We start from the raw sequence: 19,334 nt of genomic DNA on the forward strand, positions 1-19,334 counted from the left end.
CCCCCCTCAAGATGAGATTTCCCATAGCGTAAGCTAGTAAGATCCCTGAAAGATGATCAGGTTGATAGGTTCGAGGTGGAAGCATGGTGACATGTGGAGCTGACGAATACTAATAGATCGAGGACTTAACCATATAATATGAATGCAAATGTTATCTAGTTTTGAAGGAATATGCCTTCAATAGTTTGGTGATGATGGCAGAGAGGTCACACCCGTTCCCATACCGAACACGGAAGTTAAGCTCTCTAGCGCCGATGGTAGTTGGGACCTTGTCCCTGTGAGAGTAGGACGTCGCCAAGCAATTAAAGCACGAGTCAATTGACTCGTGCTTTTTTTGTATTACTATGTAATGAAACTGGGAAATTTATCTTGTTATATAAAATGTGAACTCAGTGATTAAAGAACTAAAATTTTGGCTAGGATAGTGAAGAAGCAAAAGAGTTGCAAATTTCTTTAATACGTATATAATTAAAGTCAAAGATAGTCAAAGTCAATAAAGGTGGCGGATAAATGAGAAATATATCTGATATCATTGAGCAATATCTAAAGCAAGTTATTGACTTAAGCAATAATAATGTGATTGAGATTAAGAGAAATGAGATTGCGGACCGATTTGATTGTGTCCCATCTCAAATTAATTATGTAATCAATACTCGCTTTACGTTAGAAAGAGGGTTTGTCGTTGAAAGTAAACGAGGCGGCGGTGGTTACATTCGCATTATCAAAGTCAAATTGCATGACGATGTAGACATTATTGATCAAATGCTTCATATGATTGAGCATAGCATTGCGCAGGGAAATGCGGAAAGTATCATCATACGATTAGTAGAAGAAGATATTGTGACAAATCGGGAAGCAAAACTTATGCTGAGCGTATTAGATCGATCCGTATTATTAATGGATTTACCTTCGCGGGATCAACTTAGGGCTCGAATATTATGCGCAATGTTGAGGACACTGAAATATAAATAAATACAGCTTTTGTTAAAAATGTTTTTAGCGGTATATCATTTTATCGTGAGGCTTTTTATAGGCGAGATTAAGTGAACAAAATAATTTAGTCACGTATAAAAAGTATCATGAAGTAGATTGTTCCTATTGTGAAGGTGGGGATATAAGATGACTTGTCAAAATTGCAATGTAAGACCAGCAGCTTTACATTATACAAAAGTAATAAACGGACAAAAGACGGAAGTTCATCTTTGTGAGCAATGTGCAGAACAAAATGGCTATACGTCTTTCTTTCAATCACCACAACCTAGTTTTTCCTTTCATGACTTACTAGCTGGATTGCTACATGGAGAATCATCAATGTTTGAAAACCAAGAGGATAATTTTTTAGATACAAGGGTGTTACGGTGTTCAACTTGCAATATGACATATGAACAGTTTGCAAAAGTGGGACGCTTTGGATGCGCTTCGTGTTATGAGACATTTAAGGAACAACTAAAGCCCATGTTGAAGCGGCTTCATGGTGGTTATACACAACATTGTGGAAAAATTCCAGAGCGTATGGGAGGAAATATTCATCTAAAGAAAGAATTAGATGAACTAAAATTAAAATTAAAGCAATGTGTACAGAAAGAAGAATTTGAGGAAGCAGCTCAAATTCGTGATCAAATTCGAAGTATTATAAATCAACTTAGTGGACATAGAAAGGGGGAATAATTCTATGTCACTAGATCGTATTATGAATGAAGCAATTAGTCCATGGATGAAGGGAGATGGCCCTGATTCTGATATTGTTTTAAGTAGTCGCATTCGCTTGGCTCGTAATTTAAAAGATTATCATTTCCCTACTATGCAGACAAACGAAGAAGCTAAGCAGATTACTAATTTATTTCAAAAGAAACTGGCAAATCGGAAAGTGAAATCTTTTGGGAGTTTTGAACTGTTAAAGATGAATGAACTAAATCCACTTCAGCGAAGAGTTTTAGTAGAAAAACATTTAATCAGTCCTAATCTTGCTGGAACAGAATTTGGTGCTTGTTTACTATCAGAAGATGAACATATAAGTGTGATGCTTAATGAAGAAGATCATGTGCGAATTCAATGTTTGCTCTCAGGATTGCAATTATCAGAGGCGCTACAATGCGCAAACAAAATGGATAATTGGATTGAAGAAGCAGTTGAATATGCTTTTGATGAAGCGCTTGGCTATATGACAAGTTGCCCCACAAATGTTGGAACGGGGTTACGGGCTTCGGTGATGATACATTTACCAGCACTTGTTTTGACGAAACGAATGAGTCGTATTATACAAGCAATTCAACAATTGGGTTTAGTCGTAAGAGGAATATACGGTGAAGGTAGCGAAGCCCTAGGTAATATATTTCAAATTTCTAATCAAATGACATTAGGAAAATCAGAAGAAGATATTCTAGCAGACTTAGAGAGTGTCGTTCATCAGCTTATACAACAAGAAAGAGTAGCTCGAGAATTGATTATGAAAAATTCAAGTATTGAACTTGAAGACCGAGTATATCGTTCTTACGGTATACTGGCCAATAGTCGATTAATTCAATCGGCAGAGGCGGCTACTTGTCTGTCAGATATGCGGCTAGGCATTGATCTTGGTTATATAAAAAATATATCAAGAAATATTTTAACCGAGTTGATGGTACTAACTCAGCCTGGAATTTTACAGCAATACGCGGGTGGCCCTTTGAGTCCAGAAGAAAGGGATTATCGAAGAGCAACATTAATACGTGAACGACTACGAATTGAACAAAATTGAGCGCAAGTAGGAGGCGATTTCTATGATGTTTGGAAGATTTACAGAACGAGCACAGAAAGTATTAGCTTTATCTCAAGAAGAGGCAATTCGCATTGGGCATAATAATATTGGAACAGAACATATTTTACTTGGGCTTGTACGCGAAGGTGAAGGAATTGCAGCTAAAGCGTTAATCGCCCTTGGATTAAGCCCAGAGAAGGTACAAAAAGAGGTAGAGGCATTGATTGGTCGTGGAACAGAGATGTCTCAAACGGTTCATTATACACCCCGTGCAAAAAAAGTAATTGAATTATCAATGGATGAGGCACGTAAACTTGGTCATTCTTATGTCGGAACAGAACATATTTTATTAGGATTGATTCGTGAAGGTGAAGGCGTTGCGGCGCGAGTATTAAATAACTTAGGCGTAAGTTTAAATAAAGCAAGACAGCAAGTATTACAGCTCCTTGGAAGCAATGAAGCTACATCAGGTCATCAAGGTGGTGCATCAGCAAATGCAAATACACCAACGCTTGATAGTCTAGCACGTGATTTAACGGTTGTGGCACGTGAAGGGCGCCTAGATCCTGTTATTGGCCGTAGTAAAGAGATTCAACGTGTTATTGAAGTACTGAGCCGCAGAACTAAGAATAACCCAGTATTGATCGGAGAACCTGGGGTAGGTAAAACGGCAATAGCTGAGGGCCTAGCACAGCAAATTGTAAATAATGAAGTTCCAGAAACATTACGTGATAAGCGTGTTATGACGTTAGATATGGGTACAGTTGTTGCTGGTACGAAGTATCGTGGTGAATTTGAAGACCGCTTAAAGAAAGTGATGGATGAAATTCGACAAGCGGGTAATATTATCTTGTTTATTGACGAACTTCATACATTAATTGGTGCAGGTGGTGCAGAAGGTGCGATTGACGCATCCAATATTTTAAAACCATCATTAGCACGTGGTGAATTGCAATGCATTGGAGCGACAACGTTAGATGAGTATCGTAAATACATTGAAAAAGATGCAGCACTAGAAAGACGTTTCCAACCAATTCATGTTGATGAACCAAGCTTAGAAGAATCAATTCAAATTTTAAAAGGATTACGTGACCGTTACGAAGCGCATCATCGTGTTTCCATTACGGATGATGCAATTGATGCATCTGTAAAACTTTCAGATCGTTATATTACAGATCGGTTTTTACCTGATAAAGCAATTGACTTAATCGATGAAGCAGCTTCAAAAGTACGCTTACGTTCTTATACAACACCACCAAATTTAAAAGAACTTGAAGTGAAGCTTGAAGAAATTCGAAAAGAAAAAGATGCGGCTGTACAGAGCCAAGAGTTTGAAAAGGCAGCTTCTTTACGCGATATGGAACAACGTTTACGTGAAAAGTTAGAAGATACAAAACGTCAGTGGAAAGAGCAGCAAGGAAAAGAAAACTCTGAAGTAACAGTAGAGGATATTGCAAATGTTGTTTCTACGTGGACGCGTATCCCAGTTTCTAAACTTGCACAAACAGAAACAAATAAATTATTGAATCTAGAATCCATTTTACATGACCGTGTAATTGGTCAAGATGAAGCTGTTGTTGCGGTAGCGAAAGCGGTGCGCCGTGCACGAGCAGGTTTAAAAGATCCAAAACGTCCAATTGGTTCATTTATTTTCTTAGGACCTACTGGGGTAGGTAAAACCGAATTAGCAAGAGCGCTGGCGGAATCCATGTTTGGTGATGAAGATGCGATGATTCGGATTGATATGTCTGAGTACATGGAGAAACATTCTACTTCTCGCTTAGTTGGATCTCCTCCAGGGTATGTTGGGTACGAAGAGGGCGGTCAATTGACGGAAAAGGTTCGTCGTAAACCATATTCCGTCGTTCTATTAGATGAAGTAGAGAAGGCACATCCAGATGTATTTAACATCTTACTGCAGGTGTTAGAAGATGGCCGTTTAACAGATTCTAAAGGACGCACAGTGGATTTCCGTAATACAATTGTTATTATGACTTCTAACGTTGGTGCTGAGGCATTAAAACGTAATAAACATCTTGGTTTTAACGTACAAGATGAGAGCCGTGATTATTCGGATATGAAGGGTAAAGTAATGGATGAATTGAAAAAAGCATTTCGTCCAGAATTCTTAAACCGTATCGATGAAATCATTGTGTTCCATATGCTTGAGAAAAAACATATTCAGGAAATTGTAACGCTCATGGTGAATCAATTAGTGAGCCGTTTAAAAGAACAAGAAATTGAATTAGAGTTAACAAGCGCAGCGATTGAAGCGATTGCTGATCAAGGATTTGATCGTGAGTATGGTGCTCGGCCACTACGCCGAGCAATTCAAAAACATGTGGAAGATCGATTATCAGAAGAGCTTCTAAAAGGAGCAATTGAGAAAGGTCAAAAAGTTGTCTTCGATGCTGAAGGAGAATCATTTGTCATTCGTAGTGCAGAAAAGGTAAAATAAGTATAGACAAACGAAGAGGGCTAAATAATAGCCCTCTTTCTTGTACAAGAAGGATATATGTTTACATATGAAAGTGAAGTGAAGTGAAAAACAAGATGGCTAAAAAGAAAACGAAATTTATATGTCAAGAATGTGGTTATCAGTCACCAAAATATATGGGGAAGTGTCCTGGATGTGGGCAATGGAATACGCTTGTTGAAGAGATGGAACAAGTTGTATCCTCCCGTCGTATCAACTATGCAAATGCGATTCAAACGGAAGTAACGAAGCCAAGGCGTCTTACAGAGGTAGAAACAAAGTCAGAGGCACGCATTGAAACGAAATTTCAAGAATTTAATCGTGTGCTCGGTGGAGGAATTGTTGATGGTTCTCTCGTACTTATTGGAGGAGACCCTGGAATTGGGAAATCAACTTTATTACTACAAATATCATCGCAATTAGCAGATTCTGCGTATGATGTATTGTATATATCTGGTGAAGAATCAGCAAAACAAATTAAACTTCGTGCAGACCGTCTACATGTAAATGGAAATAACTTATTTGTTGTTTCAGAAACAGATTTACAGAGAATTGCAGCACATATCGACGAAATGAATCCTTCCTTTGTTGTCATTGATTCCATTCAAACTATTTATTTACCAGAAGTAACTTCAGCGCCAGGAAGTGTTTCACAAGTACGTGAATGTACAGCAGAACTGATGAAACTTGCAAAAACGAAAGGAATCCCGATTTTTATCGTAGGGCATGTGACCAAAGAAGGCGCGATTGCAGGACCACGTATGTTAGAACATATGGTGGATGCGGTTCTTTATTTTGAAGGAGACCGTCATCACACATATCGTATATTGCGGGCGGTTAAAAATCGTTTTGGTTCTACAAATGAGATGGGTATATTTGAAATGAAGGAATTAGGTCTTGCAGAAGTATTAAATCCTTCAGAAATTTTTCTAGAAGAAAGGCCAGTTGGAGTTGCTGGTTCTACAGTTGTTGCTTCCATGGAAGGGACAAGGCCAGTTTTAGTAGAAATACAAGCATTAATTTCTCCTACTAGTTTTGGAAATCCAAGAAGGATGGCTACAGGGATTGATCATAATCGTGTATCGCTTATTATGGCGGTACTAGAAAAAAGAGCAGGTTTATTATTACAAAACCAAGATGCGTATTTAAAGGTTGCTGGAGGGTTGAGATTGGATGAACCAGCAATTGATTTGGCGGTCGCTTTAAGTATTGCATCGAGTTTTCGAGATAAGTCAACTGCACCAACCGATGCGGTAATAGGAGAAGTTGGATTAACTGGCGAAATAAGAAGGGTATCGAGAATTGAACAACGAGTACAAGAAGCGGCTAAACTAGGGTTTCAACGTGCCATTATCCCACGAAAGAATTTAGGGGGGTGGACAATTCCGGATGGGATTGAAGTAGTTGGTGTTTCTAATTTAGGAGAGGCGCTTCGTTTGACATTAGGAGGCTAGGCTATGGAAGAAAACAAGCAACGTGTCAAAAAAAGTATGATTAATATTTTACAGCTTGTTGCACCAGGGACACCTTTGCGAGAAGGTATTGATAATGTACTTCGCGCGCAAACAGGTGGTTTAATTGTCCTTGGATATAATGATCAGATTAAAAGCATTGTTGATGGAGGATTTCACATTAATTGTGCATTCTCTCCCGCTAGTTTATACGAATTAGCAAAAATGGATGGAGCTCTTATTTTAAATGAGACAGGAAGTAAAATTTTGATTGCAAATGCACAACTGGTTCCCGAATCATCTATTGATTCTATTGAAACAGGGATGCGCCATCGTACAGCAGAGCGCGTAGCGAAGCAAACAGGAAGTCTTGTAGTTGCTATTTCACAAAGACGTAACGTAATTACGCTATATCAGGGAAGTTTACGTTATACATTAAAAGATATAGGTGTTATTTTAACAAAGGCAAATCAGGCTATTCAAACTTTAGAAAAATATAAGGCAGTATGGAATGATGGTATTACGAACTTGGGTATTCTAGAATTTGAGGAAGTTGTTACAATGTCTGAAGTAGTCCATGTCCTACATAGCGTTGAGATGGTACTCCGTATTAAGAATGAAATTCTAAGTTATATTCATGAATTAGGAACAGAAGGCAGACTTATTCGTTTGCAGCTTACGGAGCTATTGGCAGATTTAGAAGCAGAAGCAGCACTATTAATTAAAGACTATTATCAAGAAAAGACGCAGGATCACTATCAAATTTTAAAAAAATTACAGGAACTTGCAAACGCGCAGCTTTTAGAAGATAGTGATTTAGTGAAATTACTTGGTTACCCGGGGCAAATGAGTTTAGAGGAAAGTGTTACACCGAGAGGATATAGGATTACAAGTAAAATTTCTAGGGTACCACCTCTTATTATTGAAAACTTGATCAATCGATTTAAAACATTGCAAGGTGTTTGTCGTGCGAGTATTAATGAGTTAGATGATGTAGAAGGAATTGGAGAAGTTCGGGCGAAAAAAATACGAGAAGGTTTAAAACGAATACAAGAGCATTTGTATATGAGTAGACACAATTAAGAATATTACATTGATTCCATAATATAACGACACTAACACATTTTTGGTATATGATATGTTATATTGGTAAATAAAACAATTTATGAAAAGACACGTCCGCTTTTGCATTCGGCGTTTTGATTAGCAAAACAATGGTTAATAATGAGTAGGAGGTGGTTGGATGTTAAGACGGATCGTACAGCTCTTCTTTTTAGTAATTGGAGGGGCGCTCGGGATTTATTTAATCCCGAAAGTTATTAATGTATTGAACATTGGTGCAGTACCTTTGCTTGAAGGTTCATATGTTCGTGCAATTATTGGTGCAATTATTTTATTTTTAACAACATTTTGGCTCGTAGATTATATTGTTCAGCTTATTAAACATATTGAAGAAGCCCTTGTAAAGGCGCCTGTAACAGATGTTTTATTTGGTACGCTTGGATTAATTTCGGGTCTTATTGTTGCATATTTAATTTTGATACCAATTCGGGAATTTACAATCCCGGTCATTAGCACTGTATTACAAATCTTCTTTACACTTTTACTTGGTTACTTAGGATTCCAAGTAGGATTTAAAAAGAGAAATGAATTGTTAGGGTTATTTACATTACCACAGCGCGGTGGTAAGAAGAAAAATAACAATAGTGGGAATGAAGAGGCTGAAGCAGAAACAGGAGTCGAAGAATCTTCTTCTCATTGGAAAATTCTTGATACAAGTGTAATTATCGATGGACGTATTGCGGATATTTGTCAAACAAAGTTTCTAGAAGGAACAATTGTGATTCCTCAATTTGTATTAGAAGAGTTACAACATATTGCCGATTCTTCTGATGCATTAAAGCGTAATCGAGGACGTAGAGGATTAGATATCTTAAATCGTATTCAAAAAGAGATGCCAATTCCAGTAGAGATTTATGAAGGTGATTTCGAAGACATTCAAGAAGTGGATAGCAAACTTGTGAAATTAGCGAAGATAACTGGTGGTACTGTTGTCACAAATGATTTTAATTTAAATAAAGTTTCTGAACTACAAGGAGTAACCGTTCTGAACATTAATGATTTAGCAAATGCAATCAAACCGGTTGTACTTCCAGGTGAAGAACTAAGCGTTTATGTTGTTAAAGATGGAAAAGAACAAAATCAAGGTGTTGCTTATTTAGATGATGGTACAATGATTGTAGTAGAAGATGGACGAGAATATGTTGGTTCACAACTTGATGTACTCGTTACGAGTGTACTACAAACATCTGCTGGTCGAATGATTTTTGCAAAGCGTAAGTTATTAGAAAAAGCATTATAAGTAGAGGATTATTAGCATGTATACATTAATTATTCCGGCTGCGGGCCAAGGAAAGCGAATGGGTGCTGGTAAAAATAAATTATTTTTGCTTATTAATGAAGTGCCTATTATTGTGCATACATTACGTGCCTTTGAAAAAGATGAGGCATGTAAAAATATTATTATGGCAATTAATAAAGAAGAACGCCCTTATTTTGAAGAGCTAATGCAGAGATATCCGATTCAGAAACGCGTACAGTTTATTCAAGGCGGGGCTGAAAGACAAGATAGTGTGTATAATGCACTTCAATATGTAGAAGAGGTCAAATATGTTCTTGTTCATGATGGAGCACGTCCGTTTGTAACAGAACAAATGATTCATGATGTATTGACTGAGTCAAAAGAGAAAGGTGCTTCCATTTGTGCAGTGCCTGTTAAGGATACAGTAAAGAGAGTAGAACAAGATAGCGTTGTTGAAACGGTTGACCGTTCTCAGCTTAGAGCAGTTCAAACACCACAAGGATTTGCTGTTCCACTTTTACTAGAAGCGCATCAAAGTGCAAAGCAAGGATGTTTTCTTGGTACCGACGATGCAAGTCTTGTAGAACGCATAGGAAAAGAAGTAGGCGTAGTAGAGGGGAGTTATTACAATATTAAAGTGACAACTCCAGAAGATTTATTAATTGCTGAAAGTTTCTTGCGTGTTCAGAAGGAACGATAGTGATGGTATAATATTAAGAAAAGCTCGGTAGCTACCGGGCTTTTCTTAATAGATTCATCGACATATGGTCATGAATTTCAGTAGTTTAGTTTGAGGAGGATGTAAAATGTTTCGAATTGGACAAGGCTTTGATGTACACGAATTTGCAGAAGGTAGACCGTTAATTATCGGTGGAATTACGATTCCTCATGAAAAAGGATTATTAGGTCACTCAGATGCAGATGTACTTTTACATACAATTGCTGATGCATGTTTAGGAGCAATTGCTGCAGGTGATATTGGGAAACATTTCCCAGATACAGATCCTGCTTTTAAAGATGCAGATTCAGCTGTGTTATTGCAAAAGGTTTGGGAGTTTGTGCGTGAGCAAGGGTATGAATTAGGTAATTTAGATTGTACAATTATCGCTCAGAAGCCAAAAATGGCACCATATATTGAAAGTATGCGGAAGCGTATTAGTGAATTGTTAGAAACTTCTATAGACAATGTTAATGTGAAGGCGACAACAACTGAAAAATTAGGATTCACAGGAAGAGAAGAAGGGATTGCTTCTCAAGCAGTTGTACTATTACAGAAAAAATAGTTGTTTTTAATTCGTAAGATGGATAATCATATTTTTTTGGTGTACAATTATAGAATGTGTTGACATTAGGAATGGAAGGTGTACCAATTATGGAAAAGCAAGTGAGAGTGCGCTATGCGCCAAGTCCAACAGGACACTTACATATCGGAAATGCGCGTACGGCATTATTTAATTATTTATTTGCTCGTCATCAAGATGGCAAGTTTATCATTCGTATTGAGGATACTGATGTAAAACGTAATGTTGCTGGCGGTGAAGAAAGCCAATTAAAATACTTGAAATGGCTCGGTATGGACTGGGATGAAGGTGTTGATGTTGGTGGTGAATATGGACCATATCGTCAAACAGAACGTTTAGATATTTATAAAAAGTTATATGAAGATTTACTAGAGCGTGGTTTGGCTTATAAATGCTATATGACAGAAGAAGAATTGGAAGCAGAGCGTGAAGGACAAATTGCTCGTGGTGAAACACCTCGTTATGCAGGTAATCACCGTGATTTAACAGAAGAACAAATTAAACAATTTGAAGCAGAAGGTCGTATTCCAAGTATTCGTTTCCGTGTACCAGCTGACCGCGACTACACATTTAAGGATATCGTAAAAGATGAAGTTGCTTTCCACTCAAATGACTTTGGTGATTTCGTTATCGTGAAAAAAGATGGAATTCCAACTTATAATTTTGCGGTAGCAGTAGACGATCATTTAATGGAGATTACACACGTACTTCGTGGTGATGACCATATTTCTAACACACCAAAGCAAATGATGATCTATGAAGCTTTCGGTTGGGATGTCCCTCAGTTCGGTCATATGACTTTAATTGTAAATGAAAGTCGTAAAAAGTTAAGTAAACGCGATGAATCTATTATTCAATTTATTGAGCAATATAAAGAGCTGGGATATCTTCCAGAAGCAATCTTTAACTTTATTGCATTGTTAGGTTGGTCACCAGTTGGTGAAGAGGAAATCTTCTCTAAAGATGAATTTATTGAAATGTTTGATGCAGCTCGTTTATCAAAATCACCTGCATTATTTGATTCTCAGAAACTAAAATGGATGAACAACCAGTACATGAAAAAGCAAGATTTAGATACTGTTGTTGCATTAAGTTTACCTCATTTAGTAAAAGCTGGTCGCGTAAGTGAAAACTTAAGTGAGCAAGAGCAAGCTTGGATTCGTGATGTAATTGCTTTATATCATGAGCAAATGAGTTTTGGTGCTGAAATTGTAGAGCTGTCTGAGATGTTCTTTAAAGATCATGTAGATTATGAGGAAGAAGGACAAGAAGTGTTGAAAGGTGAACAAGTACCTGAAGTACTTCGTGCTTTCGCTGCGGAATTAGAAGCTTTAGATGAAATGGAGCCAGCGGCGATTAAGAAGGCTATTAAAGCGGTCCAAAAAGAAACAGGACATAAAGGTAAAAACTTATTTATGCCAATTCGTGTTGCGACTACTGGTCAAACACATGGTCCAGAACTTCCAAATGCAATTGCACTTCTTGGGAAAGAAAAAGTTTTAAACCGTATTCTTAAAGTAATTGGTTAACATTTGACGAATTTAGAAATATAATAAGAATACATTAAAACCTAATATGGAAAAGCGACGAGAAGGAGAAGTAGACAATCAGGCTTTTTACAGAGAGAACCACCTTTTGGCTGGAAGTGGTTTATAAGCGGATTTTTGAAATGCCCCTTCGAGTCTTCTGCTGAACAACGAATAGTTTCGGGAAACGTAAGTAAGCAGGAGCGGTATAAACCGTTATCATGGATGAGTTTGAGGTTATATTTTAGCCTAAACAGAGTGGAACCGCGCTTATAAGGCGTCTCTGTCAATTTGACAGAGGCGTCTTTTTTATACCATGTAAATAGGTATGGTATAAGTTGTTGTAGAGATGGATAAAGACTAGATAACAAGTAAGGGAATTCGTGGTAAATCGGTTCACTCGGAAAAGTAGCCCATAAAGGGGAGGGGACATCGATGTTTAAGAGGCTTCGAGAAGATATTGAAGTCGTTTTTGAACAAGATCCAGCGGCACGAAGTTATTTCGAAGTCATTTTAACTTACTCTGGATTACATGCAGTTTGGGCACACCGAATTGCACATGCTTTTTATAAGCGGAATTTTTTCTTCCTTGCGCGTTGGATTTCACAAGTTAGTCGTTTTTTTACTGGGATTGAGATTCATCCAGGAGCCACAATTGGTCGCCGCTTTTTCATTGATCACGGTATGGGAGTTGTCATTGGGGAGACATGTGAAATTGGAGACAATGTAACAATTTATCAAGGAGTTACATTAGGGGGTACAGGGAAAGAAAAAGGAAAAAGGCATCCAACAATTCAAGATAATGTACTGATTGCAACTGGTGCAAAAGTACTCGGATCTATTACAGTTGGAGAGAATTCTAAAATTGGTGCAGGGTCTGTTGTGTTGAAAGAAGTTCCTGCACATTCGACAGTTGTAGGTATACCTGGTCGTGTCGTAATTCAGAATGGAGTAAAGATAGGCCAGGAATTAAATCATTCAGATCTTCCGGATCCGATTTTCGATAAATTGAAAGTAATGGAAGCTGAACTCGAGAAATTAAAAAAGCAACTTGAAGTGAAAGTGGAAAGGAAGGATGAAAATGACTATTCACATTTATAATACGTTAACGCGTGAGAAAGAAGAGTTTGTTCCTTTAGAAGAAAATAAAGTGAAGATGTATGTATGCGGACCGACAGTATACAACTATATTCATATTGGAAATGCAAGACCACCTATGGTATTTGATACAGTGCGCCGCTACTTAGAGTACAAAGGGTATGATGTACAATATGTTTCTAACTTTACAGATGTAGATGATAAATTAATTAAAGCAGCAAATGAACTAGGAGAGGACGTTCCAACAATTGCAGATCGCTTTGTTGAAGCGTACTTTGAAGATGTAACTGCATTAGGTTGCAAACACGCTACGGTTCATCCTCGTGTAACAGAAAATATGGATATCATTATTGAATTTATTGAGGAACTTGTGAAAAAAGGATATGCATATGAATCTGAAGGCGATGTTTATTACAAAACGAAAGAATTTGAAGGTTACGGCAAATTGTCTCATCAACCAATTGCAGATTTACGTCATGGTGCACGTATTGAAGTTGGAGAAAAGAAACAAGATCCACTTGACTTTGCATTATGGAAAGCTGCGAAAGAAGGAGAAATCTTCTGGGAGAGCCCTTGGGGGAAAGGTCGTCCGGGATGGCACATTGAATGCTCTGCGATGGCAAGAAAATATTTAGGTGATACAATCGATATTCATGCTGGTGGTCAAGATTTAGCGTTCCCACACCATGAAAATGAGATTGCACAATCAGAAGCGTTGACGGGAAAAACATTTGCACGTTACTGGATGCATAATGGATATATTAATATTAACAATGAAAAAATGTCTAAATCATTAGGGAACTTCATTTTAGTTCATGACATTATTAAGCAATACGACCCGCAGTTAATTCGTTTCTTTATGCTATCTGTACATTATCGTCATCCAATCAACTTTAGTGAAGAGTTATTACACAGTACAAATAATGGATTAGAGCGAATTAAAACAGCATATGGTAACTTAAAGCACCGTATGGAAAGTAGCACAGATTTAACAGACCATAATGAAAAATGGTTAGTTGAAATAGAGAAATTCCAGTTAACGTTTGAAGAAGCAATGAACGATGATTTTAATACAGCAAATGCAATAACTGAATTGTATAATTTAGCAAATCATGCAAATCAATATCTATTGGAAGAACATACATCAAAAGCTGTAATTGAGGCGTATGTAAAACAGTTCGAAACGTTATTTGGTATTTTAGGATTAGAGTTAACAAAAGAAGAATTGCTTGATGAAGAGATTGAAGCATTAATTCAAAAACGTATTGAGGCTCGTCAAAACCGCGATTTTGCACTGTCTGATCAAATTCGTGATGATTTAAAAGAGCGTAATATTATTTTAGAAGATACCGCTCAAGGTACAAGATGGAAAAGAGGATAAACATGATTGATGCAAAGCAATTAAACAGCTTAGCGTTAGCATATATGGGTGATGCGGTATATGAACAATATATCCGCTATCACCTCCTTCAAAAAGGAACGGTTCGTCCTAACCAATTACATCGTTTAGGGACAAGCTTTGTTTCGGCGAAAGCACAAGCGAAAGTTGTTTATCATTTACTAGAAACAGCATTTTTGACAGATGAAGAAGAAGCGGTCTTAAGAAGAGGACGTAATGCAAATTCGGGTTCTGTTCCTAAAAATACAGATGTGCAAACATATCGCTATAGCACTGCTTTTGAGGCATTGCTTGGATACCATTACTTATTGAACAATAGCGAAAGATTAGAAGAACTTGTATATAAAGCAATTGATGTTTTAGAAGCGAAGGAAGGGGGCGCATCAATATGAGTAGTGAATATATTATCGGACGTAACCCTGTAATTGAAGCGTTACGATCAGGAAGAGATATTAATAAGATTTGGATTGCAGAAGGTGCAGCTAAAGGACAAGTGCAAATTGTATTAGCATTAGCGAAAGAAAATAAAATTATTTTGCAACATGCACCAAAGAAAAAGTTAGACCAACTTGTTGAAGGGAATCATCAGGGAGTAATTGCACAAGTAGCGGCATATCAATATGCAGAATTAGAGGATTTATTTGAAGCAGCTGCTAAGCGTAATGAAGATCCGTTCTTCTTAATCCTAGATGAAATTGAAGATCCGCATAATTTAGGTTCTATTATGCGTACGGCAGATGCAACAGGTGCTCACGGCATTATTATTCCGAAAAGAAGAGCTGTTGGGCTTACAGCATCAGTTGCGAAAGCTTCAACAGGAGCAATTGAATATATTCCTGTTGCTCGCGTGACAAACTTATCTCGAACAATTGATGATTTAAAAGAGCGCGGTCTTTGGATTGCGGGTACAGATGCAAGAGGGAAAACGGATTATCGTAATTTAGATGGTAATATGCCGATTGGATTGGTAATTGGTAGTGAAGGAAAAGGTATGAGCCGTATTATTGGTGAGAAATGTGATTTCTTAATCAACTTGCCGATGGTTGGTAAAGTTACATCCTTAAATGCTTCAGTAGCTGCTAGTCTGTTAATGTACGAGGTATATCGCAAACGTCACCAGATTGGTGAGTAAAAATGAACGAGATTTTAATCGTCGATGGATACAACATTATTGGGGCTTGGGGAGATTTAAAACAATTACGGGATGTAGATTTGCAAGCATCAAGAGACGCGCTTATCGATAAGATGGCAGACTATCAGGGGTATACAGGAACAAGAGTGATGATCGTATTTGATGCTTATACGGTTCAAGGTATTGAGAAGAAGATGAAGCAATCACGTGTTGAAGTCATTTTCACAAGAAAAAATCAAACCGCGGATGAAAAAATCGAACAGCTTGCGATTGAACTTCGCAATATTAATACACAAATTTATGTTGCGACTTCTGATTATACAGAGCAGTGGGTTATTTTTGGACAAGGTGCACTGCGGAAATCAGCGCGTGAGCTGGAGTTAGAAGTAAAGATGATGGAACAACAAGTGCGCCATCAAACGCAAAAGGTAAAAGAGAAACAACCAGCTATGCGAACGATATTTAGTAAGGATATTACAGAAAAGTTAGAAAAATTAAGGCGAGGAGAGCGTTGAAGCATTGACGCTCTTCAAACGCTTACTGTATAATATTTCTAAATAAATAGCGGTCGGAGGGATCAGAGTGGAAACAGGCTTCGTAAGTACCAACAACGTTACGTTTCGCGATTTAGAGGATGAGGCAATAGTTGAGTTAGTTCGAAAAGGTAATATTGATGCTCTTGAGTATTTAATTCACAAGTACAAGAACTTTGTTCGTGCAAAATCAAGATCTTATTTTTTAGTAGGTGCCGATCGGGAAGATATTGTTCAAGAAGGTATGATCGGTTTATTTAAAGCTATTCGTGATTACAAAGAGGACAAGCTATCTTCTTTTAAAGCATTTGCTGAATTATGTATTACTCGTCAAATTATTACTGCTATTAAGACAGCAACGAGACAAAAGCATATTCCTTTAAATTCGTATGTTTCTTTGGATAAACCGATTTACGATGAGGAATCTGATCGTACGCTATTAGATGTTATTTCAGAAGCAAAGGTGACTGATCCTGAAGAGATGATTATTAGTCAGGAAGAATATACCGACATAGAACTAAAAATATCTGAATTATTAAGCGATTTAGAAAGAAAAGTTCTTTCTTTATACTTAGATGGTCGTTCTTATCAGGAAATTTCAGAGCAGTTAAATAGGCATGTAAAGTCTATTGATAATGCTCTACAGCGCGTGAAAAGAAAACTTGAACGATATATGGAGATGAGAGAAAATACAACTCTAAATTCGTAGTGTATGTTGCAGGAGTAAAATCATTCTCCTGCTTTCTTTTTGTGAGGTAGTAAGCGGCATGTCATTGACATTGTCTTTTATTGTATGATACATTTTTAGGGACATAATGTTACAAGGTTGGTGTAACAAATGAGGAAAAAAGTTGTACTCTCATGTGAAGAGTGTAAGAACCGAAACTACTCTACAATGAAAGATACGAGCTCAGTAGAGCGGCTTGAGATAAAGAAATTTTGTAAAACATGCAATATGCATACAGTTCATAAGGAAACAAAATAAATAATCGAAATAATAAACTGGAGGTCCCGTAAATGCGTTTGACGAACTTTTTCGGCGATGTAGGTCGCGAAATGAAAAAAGTAAGTTGGCCTAAGAAAGATGAATTACTCCGTTCAACAGCTACTGTTATTGCGACAGTTGTCTTTTTTGCAGTTTTCTTCGCAGTAGTTGACATGGGTATTTCTTCTTTAATTCGGTTAATTCTTGAATAAGAAGCACTTATCCATGATATAATGTTATTTATACGAACTGTGTAAAAGCCCGATGAACGGGTTTTTTCATTTGCGCAAAAAAATGTACGTCAGGGAGGGAAGGACGCTCGTCCTAAATGAATGGAAAAAAGTTGGTATGTTGTCCATACTTATTCTGGATATGAAAATAAAGTAAAAGCAAACCTAGAAAAACGTGTAGAATCAATGGGAATGCAGGATAAAATTTTCCGTGTTGTTGTTCCGGAAGAAGTAGAAGTAGAAATGAAAAACGGAAAAGAAAAATTAACAAAACGAAAAGTATTCCCGGGTTATGTATTAGTTGAACTAATTATGACTGATGATTCTTGGTATGTTGTTCGTAATACGCCAGGTGTAACAGGTTTTGTTGGATCTTCTGGATCAGGTTCAAAACCATCTCCTTTGTTAGAAGAGGAAGTTGTTACCATTATGAAGCATATGGGAATGGACAATGAAGTGGTTGATTTCGACTTTGAACTTCATGAAACAGTACGGGTTAATGAAGGACCATTCGCGAATTATACAGGTGCAATCGAAGAGATTGATATGGAAAAACAAAAAGTGAGAGTGCTTGTAGATATGTTTGGTCGTGAAACACCGGTCGAGCTCGATTTCCATCAAATTGAAAAATTATAAAATGAAACTTGAAATGAACTGTAAAAAGTGATAATATCTTTTAAGTCAGTACGTCTTCGGTAACGGAGACGTTTTTTGAAAAGATTTTATCGTTACAGATAAAATAGAAGTGGGAGGGCAAATCACTGCCCAATTGACCACATCACGGACTTAAGGAGGTGTGTCTCGTGGCTAAAAAGGTAATTAAAATGGTAAAACTTCAAATTCCTGCAGGTAAAGCTAACCCAGCTCCACCAGTTGGTCCAGCATTAGGACAAGCGGGTGTTAACATCATGGGCTTCTGTAAAGAGTTCAACGCTCGTACAGCAGATCAAGCTGGTCTTATCATTCCTGTTGAAATTACGGTATTCGAAGACCGTTCATTCACTTTCATTACTAAAACTCCTCCTGCTGCTGTTCTTCTTAAGAAAGTAGCTGGTATTGAGTCTGGTTCTGGTGAACCAAACCGTAATAAAGTGGCAACTGTTAAGCGTGATAAAGTACGCGAAATCGCTGAAACTAAAATGCCTGACTTAAACGCTGCTAGCGTAGAAGCTGCAATGCGTATGGTTGAAGGTACTGCACGCAGTATGGGTATCGTTATCGAAGACTAATTCGATTTGTTTTTTTGTAAAAAAGGTTGCGGGTCTGGAATTCCAATTCGCAACCTTTATTATCGTAAATGAGTATCGTTTTTAAATAAATGGATGGGCGCACATCCTCAGGGGATTCCCGAAACGAAGGCGTAAACGTGGGAGGTTATTCCGCTAAAACCACATTCAAGGAGGAAATAAACATGGCTAAAAGAGGTAAAAAGTACGTAGAAGCTGCAAAGCTTGTTGATCGTGCAACTGCTTACTCTGCAACAGAAGCAGTAGAATTAGTAAAGAAAACAAACACAGCTAAATTTGATGCAACTGTAGAAGCTGCATTCCGTTTAGGTGTTGACCCTAAGAAAGCTGACCAACAAATCCGTGGCGCAGTTGTTCTTCCACACGGTACTGGTAAAGTACAACGTGTATTAGTATTCGCTAAAGGCGAAAAAGCAAAAGAAGCTGAAGCTGCTGGCGCTGACTTCGTAGGCGATACTGATTACATCGGTAAAATCCAACAAGGTTGGTTCGATTTCGATGTAGTAGTAGCAACTCCTGACATGATGGGTGAAGTTGGTAAACTTGGTCGCGTATTAGGACCTAAAGGTTTAATGCCAAACCCTAAAACTGGAACAGTTACTTTCGATGTAACTAAAGCTGTTAACGAAATCAAAGCTGGTAAAGTTGAATACCGCGTTGATAAAGCTGGTAACATCCACGTTCCAATCGGTAAAGTATCTTTCGAAGATGCTAAATTAGTAGAAAACTTCAAAACAATTGCTGATACGCTAGTAAAAGCTAAACCAGCTGCTGCAAAAGGTACTTACATGAAGAATGCAACTGTTGCTTCTACAATGGGACCTGGCGTACGTGTAGACGTTTCTACAATTGCGTAA

Annotated in this window: 21 protein-coding genes, 2 rRNA genes and 1 other annotated feature; all 23 genes read left to right on the forward strand. The window is 37.6% G+C overall.

The genetic code is table 11. The features are described 5' to 3' along the window. Positions 1 to 133: ribosomal RNA gene (locus M014_RS0119065) — 23S ribosomal RNA — on the forward strand; the annotation flags it as partial. A gap of 51 nt (positions 134 to 184) precedes the next feature. Next, positions 185 to 300 (forward strand): 5S ribosomal RNA (gene rrf / locus M014_RS0119070). 210 nt (positions 301 to 510) lie between these two features. Further along, the gene (locus M014_RS0119075) at positions 511 to 972 is read left to right on the forward strand and encodes a CtsR family transcriptional regulator (protein ID WP_026593141.1); all 462 of its coding nucleotides are present in this window, start codon (positions 511 to 513) and stop codon (positions 970 to 972) included. Positions 973 to 1,119: 147 nt separating this feature from the next. Beyond that, a complete protein-coding gene (locus tag M014_RS0119080; RefSeq protein WP_026593142.1) occupies positions 1,120 to 1,668 on the forward strand; it encodes a UvrB/UvrC motif-containing protein in 549 nt (182 codons plus the stop codon). 4 nt (positions 1,669 to 1,672) lie between these two features. Next, complete coding sequence (locus tag M014_RS0119085; protein WP_026593143.1) at positions 1,673 to 2,737, forward strand: protein arginine kinase; 1,065 nt, start codon at positions 1,673 to 1,675, stop codon at positions 2,735 to 2,737. Positions 2,738 to 2,759: 22 nt separating this feature from the next. After that, positions 2,760 to 5,195, forward strand: coding sequence for an ATP-dependent protease ATP-binding subunit ClpC (gene clpC, locus M014_RS0119090; RefSeq protein ID WP_026593144.1), 2,436 nt, complete (start codon positions 2,760 to 2,762; stop codon positions 5,193 to 5,195). Positions 5,196 to 5,290: 95 nt separating this feature from the next. Then, positions 5,291 to 6,667, forward strand: coding sequence for a DNA repair protein RadA (gene radA, locus M014_RS0119095; RefSeq protein ID WP_026593145.1), 1,377 nt, complete (start codon positions 5,291 to 5,293; stop codon positions 6,665 to 6,667). 3 nt (positions 6,668 to 6,670) lie between these two features. Beyond that, positions 6,671 to 7,747, forward strand: coding sequence for a DNA integrity scanning diadenylate cyclase DisA (disA, locus tag M014_RS0119100; protein ID WP_026593146.1), 1,077 nt, complete (start codon positions 6,671 to 6,673; stop codon positions 7,745 to 7,747). 160 nt (positions 7,748 to 7,907) lie between these two features. Beyond that, the gene (locus tag M014_RS0119105; protein ID WP_026593147.1) at positions 7,908 to 9,026 is read left to right on the forward strand and encodes a PIN/TRAM domain-containing protein; all 1,119 of its coding nucleotides are present in this window, start codon (positions 7,908 to 7,910) and stop codon (positions 9,024 to 9,026) included. A gap of 16 nt (positions 9,027 to 9,042) precedes the next feature. Further along, on the forward strand, positions 9,043 to 9,726 hold the full coding sequence (gene ispD / locus M014_RS0119110; protein ID WP_026593148.1) for a 2-C-methyl-D-erythritol 4-phosphate cytidylyltransferase: 684 nt from the start codon (positions 9,043 to 9,045) through the stop codon (positions 9,724 to 9,726). Positions 9,727 to 9,832: 106 nt separating this feature from the next. Further along, positions 9,833 to 10,309, forward strand: coding sequence for a 2-C-methyl-D-erythritol 2,4-cyclodiphosphate synthase (gene ispF / locus M014_RS0119115; RefSeq protein ID WP_026593149.1), 477 nt, complete (start codon positions 9,833 to 9,835; stop codon positions 10,307 to 10,309). Positions 10,310 to 10,398: 89 nt separating this feature from the next. Next, positions 10,399 to 11,856, forward strand: a complete 1,458-nt coding sequence (gltX, locus tag M014_RS0119120) for a glutamate--tRNA ligase (RefSeq protein WP_026593150.1) — start codon at positions 10,399 to 10,401, stop codon at positions 11,854 to 11,856. Positions 11,857 to 11,904: 48 nt separating this feature from the next. Beyond that, positions 11,905 to 12,141: a binding site (T-box leader), on the forward strand. 147 nt (positions 12,142 to 12,288) lie between these two features. Continuing rightward, positions 12,289 to 12,954 (forward strand): serine O-acetyltransferase, encoded by a 666-nt coding sequence (cysE, locus tag M014_RS0119125; protein WP_026593151.1) that lies wholly within the window; start codon positions 12,289 to 12,291, stop codon positions 12,952 to 12,954. Then, a complete protein-coding gene (gene cysS / locus M014_RS0119130; protein ID WP_026593152.1) occupies positions 12,935 to 14,332 on the forward strand; it encodes a cysteine--tRNA ligase in 1,398 nt (465 codons plus the stop codon). Before cysE ends, cysS begins: the two co-directional genes overlap by 20 nt. A 2-nt stretch (positions 14,333 to 14,334) precedes the next feature. Next, entirely contained in the window at positions 14,335 to 14,742 is a 408-nt protein-coding gene (locus M014_RS0119135) for a Mini-ribonuclease 3 (RefSeq protein WP_026593153.1), read from the forward strand. Further along, positions 14,739 to 15,482, forward strand: a complete 744-nt coding sequence (gene rlmB / locus M014_RS0119140; RefSeq protein ID WP_026593154.1) for a 23S rRNA (guanosine(2251)-2'-O)-methyltransferase RlmB — start codon at positions 14,739 to 14,741, stop codon at positions 15,480 to 15,482. The genes M014_RS0119135 and rlmB overlap by 4 nt, the downstream gene beginning before the upstream one ends. A gap of 2 nt (positions 15,483 to 15,484) precedes the next feature. Beyond that, positions 15,485 to 15,997 carry an NYN domain-containing protein gene (locus tag M014_RS0119145; RefSeq protein ID WP_026593155.1) on the forward strand — a complete coding sequence of 171 codons (513 nt, stop codon included), beginning with the start codon at positions 15,485 to 15,487 and terminating at the stop codon, positions 15,995 to 15,997. Between the two features lie 67 nt (positions 15,998 to 16,064). Beyond that, positions 16,065 to 16,724 carry an RNA polymerase sporulation sigma factor SigH gene (locus M014_RS0119150; protein ID WP_003194323.1) on the forward strand — a complete coding sequence of 220 codons (660 nt, stop codon included), beginning with the start codon at positions 16,065 to 16,067 and terminating at the stop codon, positions 16,722 to 16,724. 129 nt (positions 16,725 to 16,853) lie between these two features. Then, positions 16,854 to 17,000 carry a 50S ribosomal protein L33 gene (gene rpmG, locus M014_RS28665; RefSeq protein ID WP_002055487.1) on the forward strand — a complete coding sequence of 49 codons (147 nt, stop codon included), beginning with the start codon at positions 16,854 to 16,856 and terminating at the stop codon, positions 16,998 to 17,000. Between the two features lie 32 nt (positions 17,001 to 17,032). Beyond that, positions 17,033 to 17,212 carry a preprotein translocase subunit SecE gene (gene secE, locus M014_RS0119155; protein WP_026593156.1) on the forward strand — a complete coding sequence of 60 codons (180 nt, stop codon included), beginning with the start codon at positions 17,033 to 17,035 and terminating at the stop codon, positions 17,210 to 17,212. Positions 17,213 to 17,332: 120 nt separating this feature from the next. Next, positions 17,333 to 17,866, forward strand: coding sequence for a transcription termination/antitermination protein NusG (nusG, locus tag M014_RS0119160; protein ID WP_000415795.1), 534 nt, complete (start codon positions 17,333 to 17,335; stop codon positions 17,864 to 17,866). A 167-nt stretch (positions 17,867 to 18,033) separates the two neighbouring features. Continuing rightward, positions 18,034 to 18,459 carry a 50S ribosomal protein L11 gene (gene rplK / locus M014_RS0119165; protein ID WP_001085872.1) on the forward strand — a complete coding sequence of 142 codons (426 nt, stop codon included), beginning with the start codon at positions 18,034 to 18,036 and terminating at the stop codon, positions 18,457 to 18,459. Positions 18,460 to 18,641: 182 nt separating this feature from the next. Continuing rightward, positions 18,642 to 19,334: a 50S ribosomal protein L1 gene (gene rplA / locus M014_RS0119170; protein ID WP_026593157.1), complete on the forward strand. Its 693-nt coding sequence runs from the start codon at positions 18,642 to 18,644 to the stop codon at positions 19,332 to 19,334.

The organism is Bacillus sp. UNC437CL72CviS29, from assembly GCF_000482345.1.
Classification (GTDB): Bacteria; Bacillota; Bacilli; order Bacillales; family Bacillaceae_G; genus Bacillus_A; species Bacillus_A arachidis.

What these genes read in the sequence shown, in the direction of transcription:
- M014_RS0119075 (WP_026593141.1), top strand. Translation starts at nt 511, where the DNA reads ATGAGAAATATATCTGATATCATTGAGCAATATCTAAAGCAAGTTATT.
- M014_RS0119080 (WP_026593142.1), top strand. Translation starts at nt 1,120, where the DNA reads ATGACTTGTCAAAATTGCAATGTAAGACCAGCAGCTTTACATTATACA.
- M014_RS0119085 (WP_026593143.1), top strand. Translation starts at nt 1,673, where the DNA reads ATGTCACTAGATCGTATTATGAATGAAGCAATTAGTCCATGGATGAAG.
- clpC (WP_026593144.1), top strand. Translation starts at nt 2,760, where the DNA reads ATGATGTTTGGAAGATTTACAGAACGAGCACAGAAAGTATTAGCTTTA.
- radA (WP_026593145.1), top strand. Translation starts at nt 5,291, where the DNA reads ATGGCTAAAAAGAAAACGAAATTTATATGTCAAGAATGTGGTTATCAG.
- disA (WP_026593146.1), top strand. Translation starts at nt 6,671, where the DNA reads ATGGAAGAAAACAAGCAACGTGTCAAAAAAAGTATGATTAATATTTTA.
- M014_RS0119105 (WP_026593147.1), top strand. Translation starts at nt 7,908, where the DNA reads ATGTTAAGACGGATCGTACAGCTCTTCTTTTTAGTAATTGGAGGGGCG.
- ispD (WP_026593148.1), top strand. Translation starts at nt 9,043, where the DNA reads ATGTATACATTAATTATTCCGGCTGCGGGCCAAGGAAAGCGAATGGGT.
- ispF (WP_026593149.1), top strand. Translation starts at nt 9,833, where the DNA reads ATGTTTCGAATTGGACAAGGCTTTGATGTACACGAATTTGCAGAAGGT.
- gltX (WP_026593150.1), top strand. Translation starts at nt 10,399, where the DNA reads ATGGAAAAGCAAGTGAGAGTGCGCTATGCGCCAAGTCCAACAGGACAC.
- cysE (WP_026593151.1), top strand. Translation starts at nt 12,289, where the DNA reads ATGTTTAAGAGGCTTCGAGAAGATATTGAAGTCGTTTTTGAACAAGAT.
- cysS (WP_026593152.1), top strand. Translation starts at nt 12,935, where the DNA reads ATGACTATTCACATTTATAATACGTTAACGCGTGAGAAAGAAGAGTTT.
- M014_RS0119135 (WP_026593153.1), top strand. Translation starts at nt 14,335, where the DNA reads ATGATTGATGCAAAGCAATTAAACAGCTTAGCGTTAGCATATATGGGT.
- rlmB (WP_026593154.1), top strand. Translation starts at nt 14,739, where the DNA reads ATGAGTAGTGAATATATTATCGGACGTAACCCTGTAATTGAAGCGTTA.
- M014_RS0119145 (WP_026593155.1), top strand. Translation starts at nt 15,485, where the DNA reads ATGAACGAGATTTTAATCGTCGATGGATACAACATTATTGGGGCTTGG.
- rpmG (WP_002055487.1), top strand. Translation starts at nt 16,854, where the DNA reads ATGAGGAAAAAAGTTGTACTCTCATGTGAAGAGTGTAAGAACCGAAAC.
- secE (WP_026593156.1), top strand. Translation starts at nt 17,033, where the DNA reads ATGCGTTTGACGAACTTTTTCGGCGATGTAGGTCGCGAAATGAAAAAA.
- nusG (WP_000415795.1), top strand. Translation starts at nt 17,333, where the DNA reads ATGGAAAAAAGTTGGTATGTTGTCCATACTTATTCTGGATATGAAAAT.
- rplA (WP_026593157.1), top strand. Translation starts at nt 18,642, where the DNA reads ATGGCTAAAAGAGGTAAAAAGTACGTAGAAGCTGCAAAGCTTGTTGAT.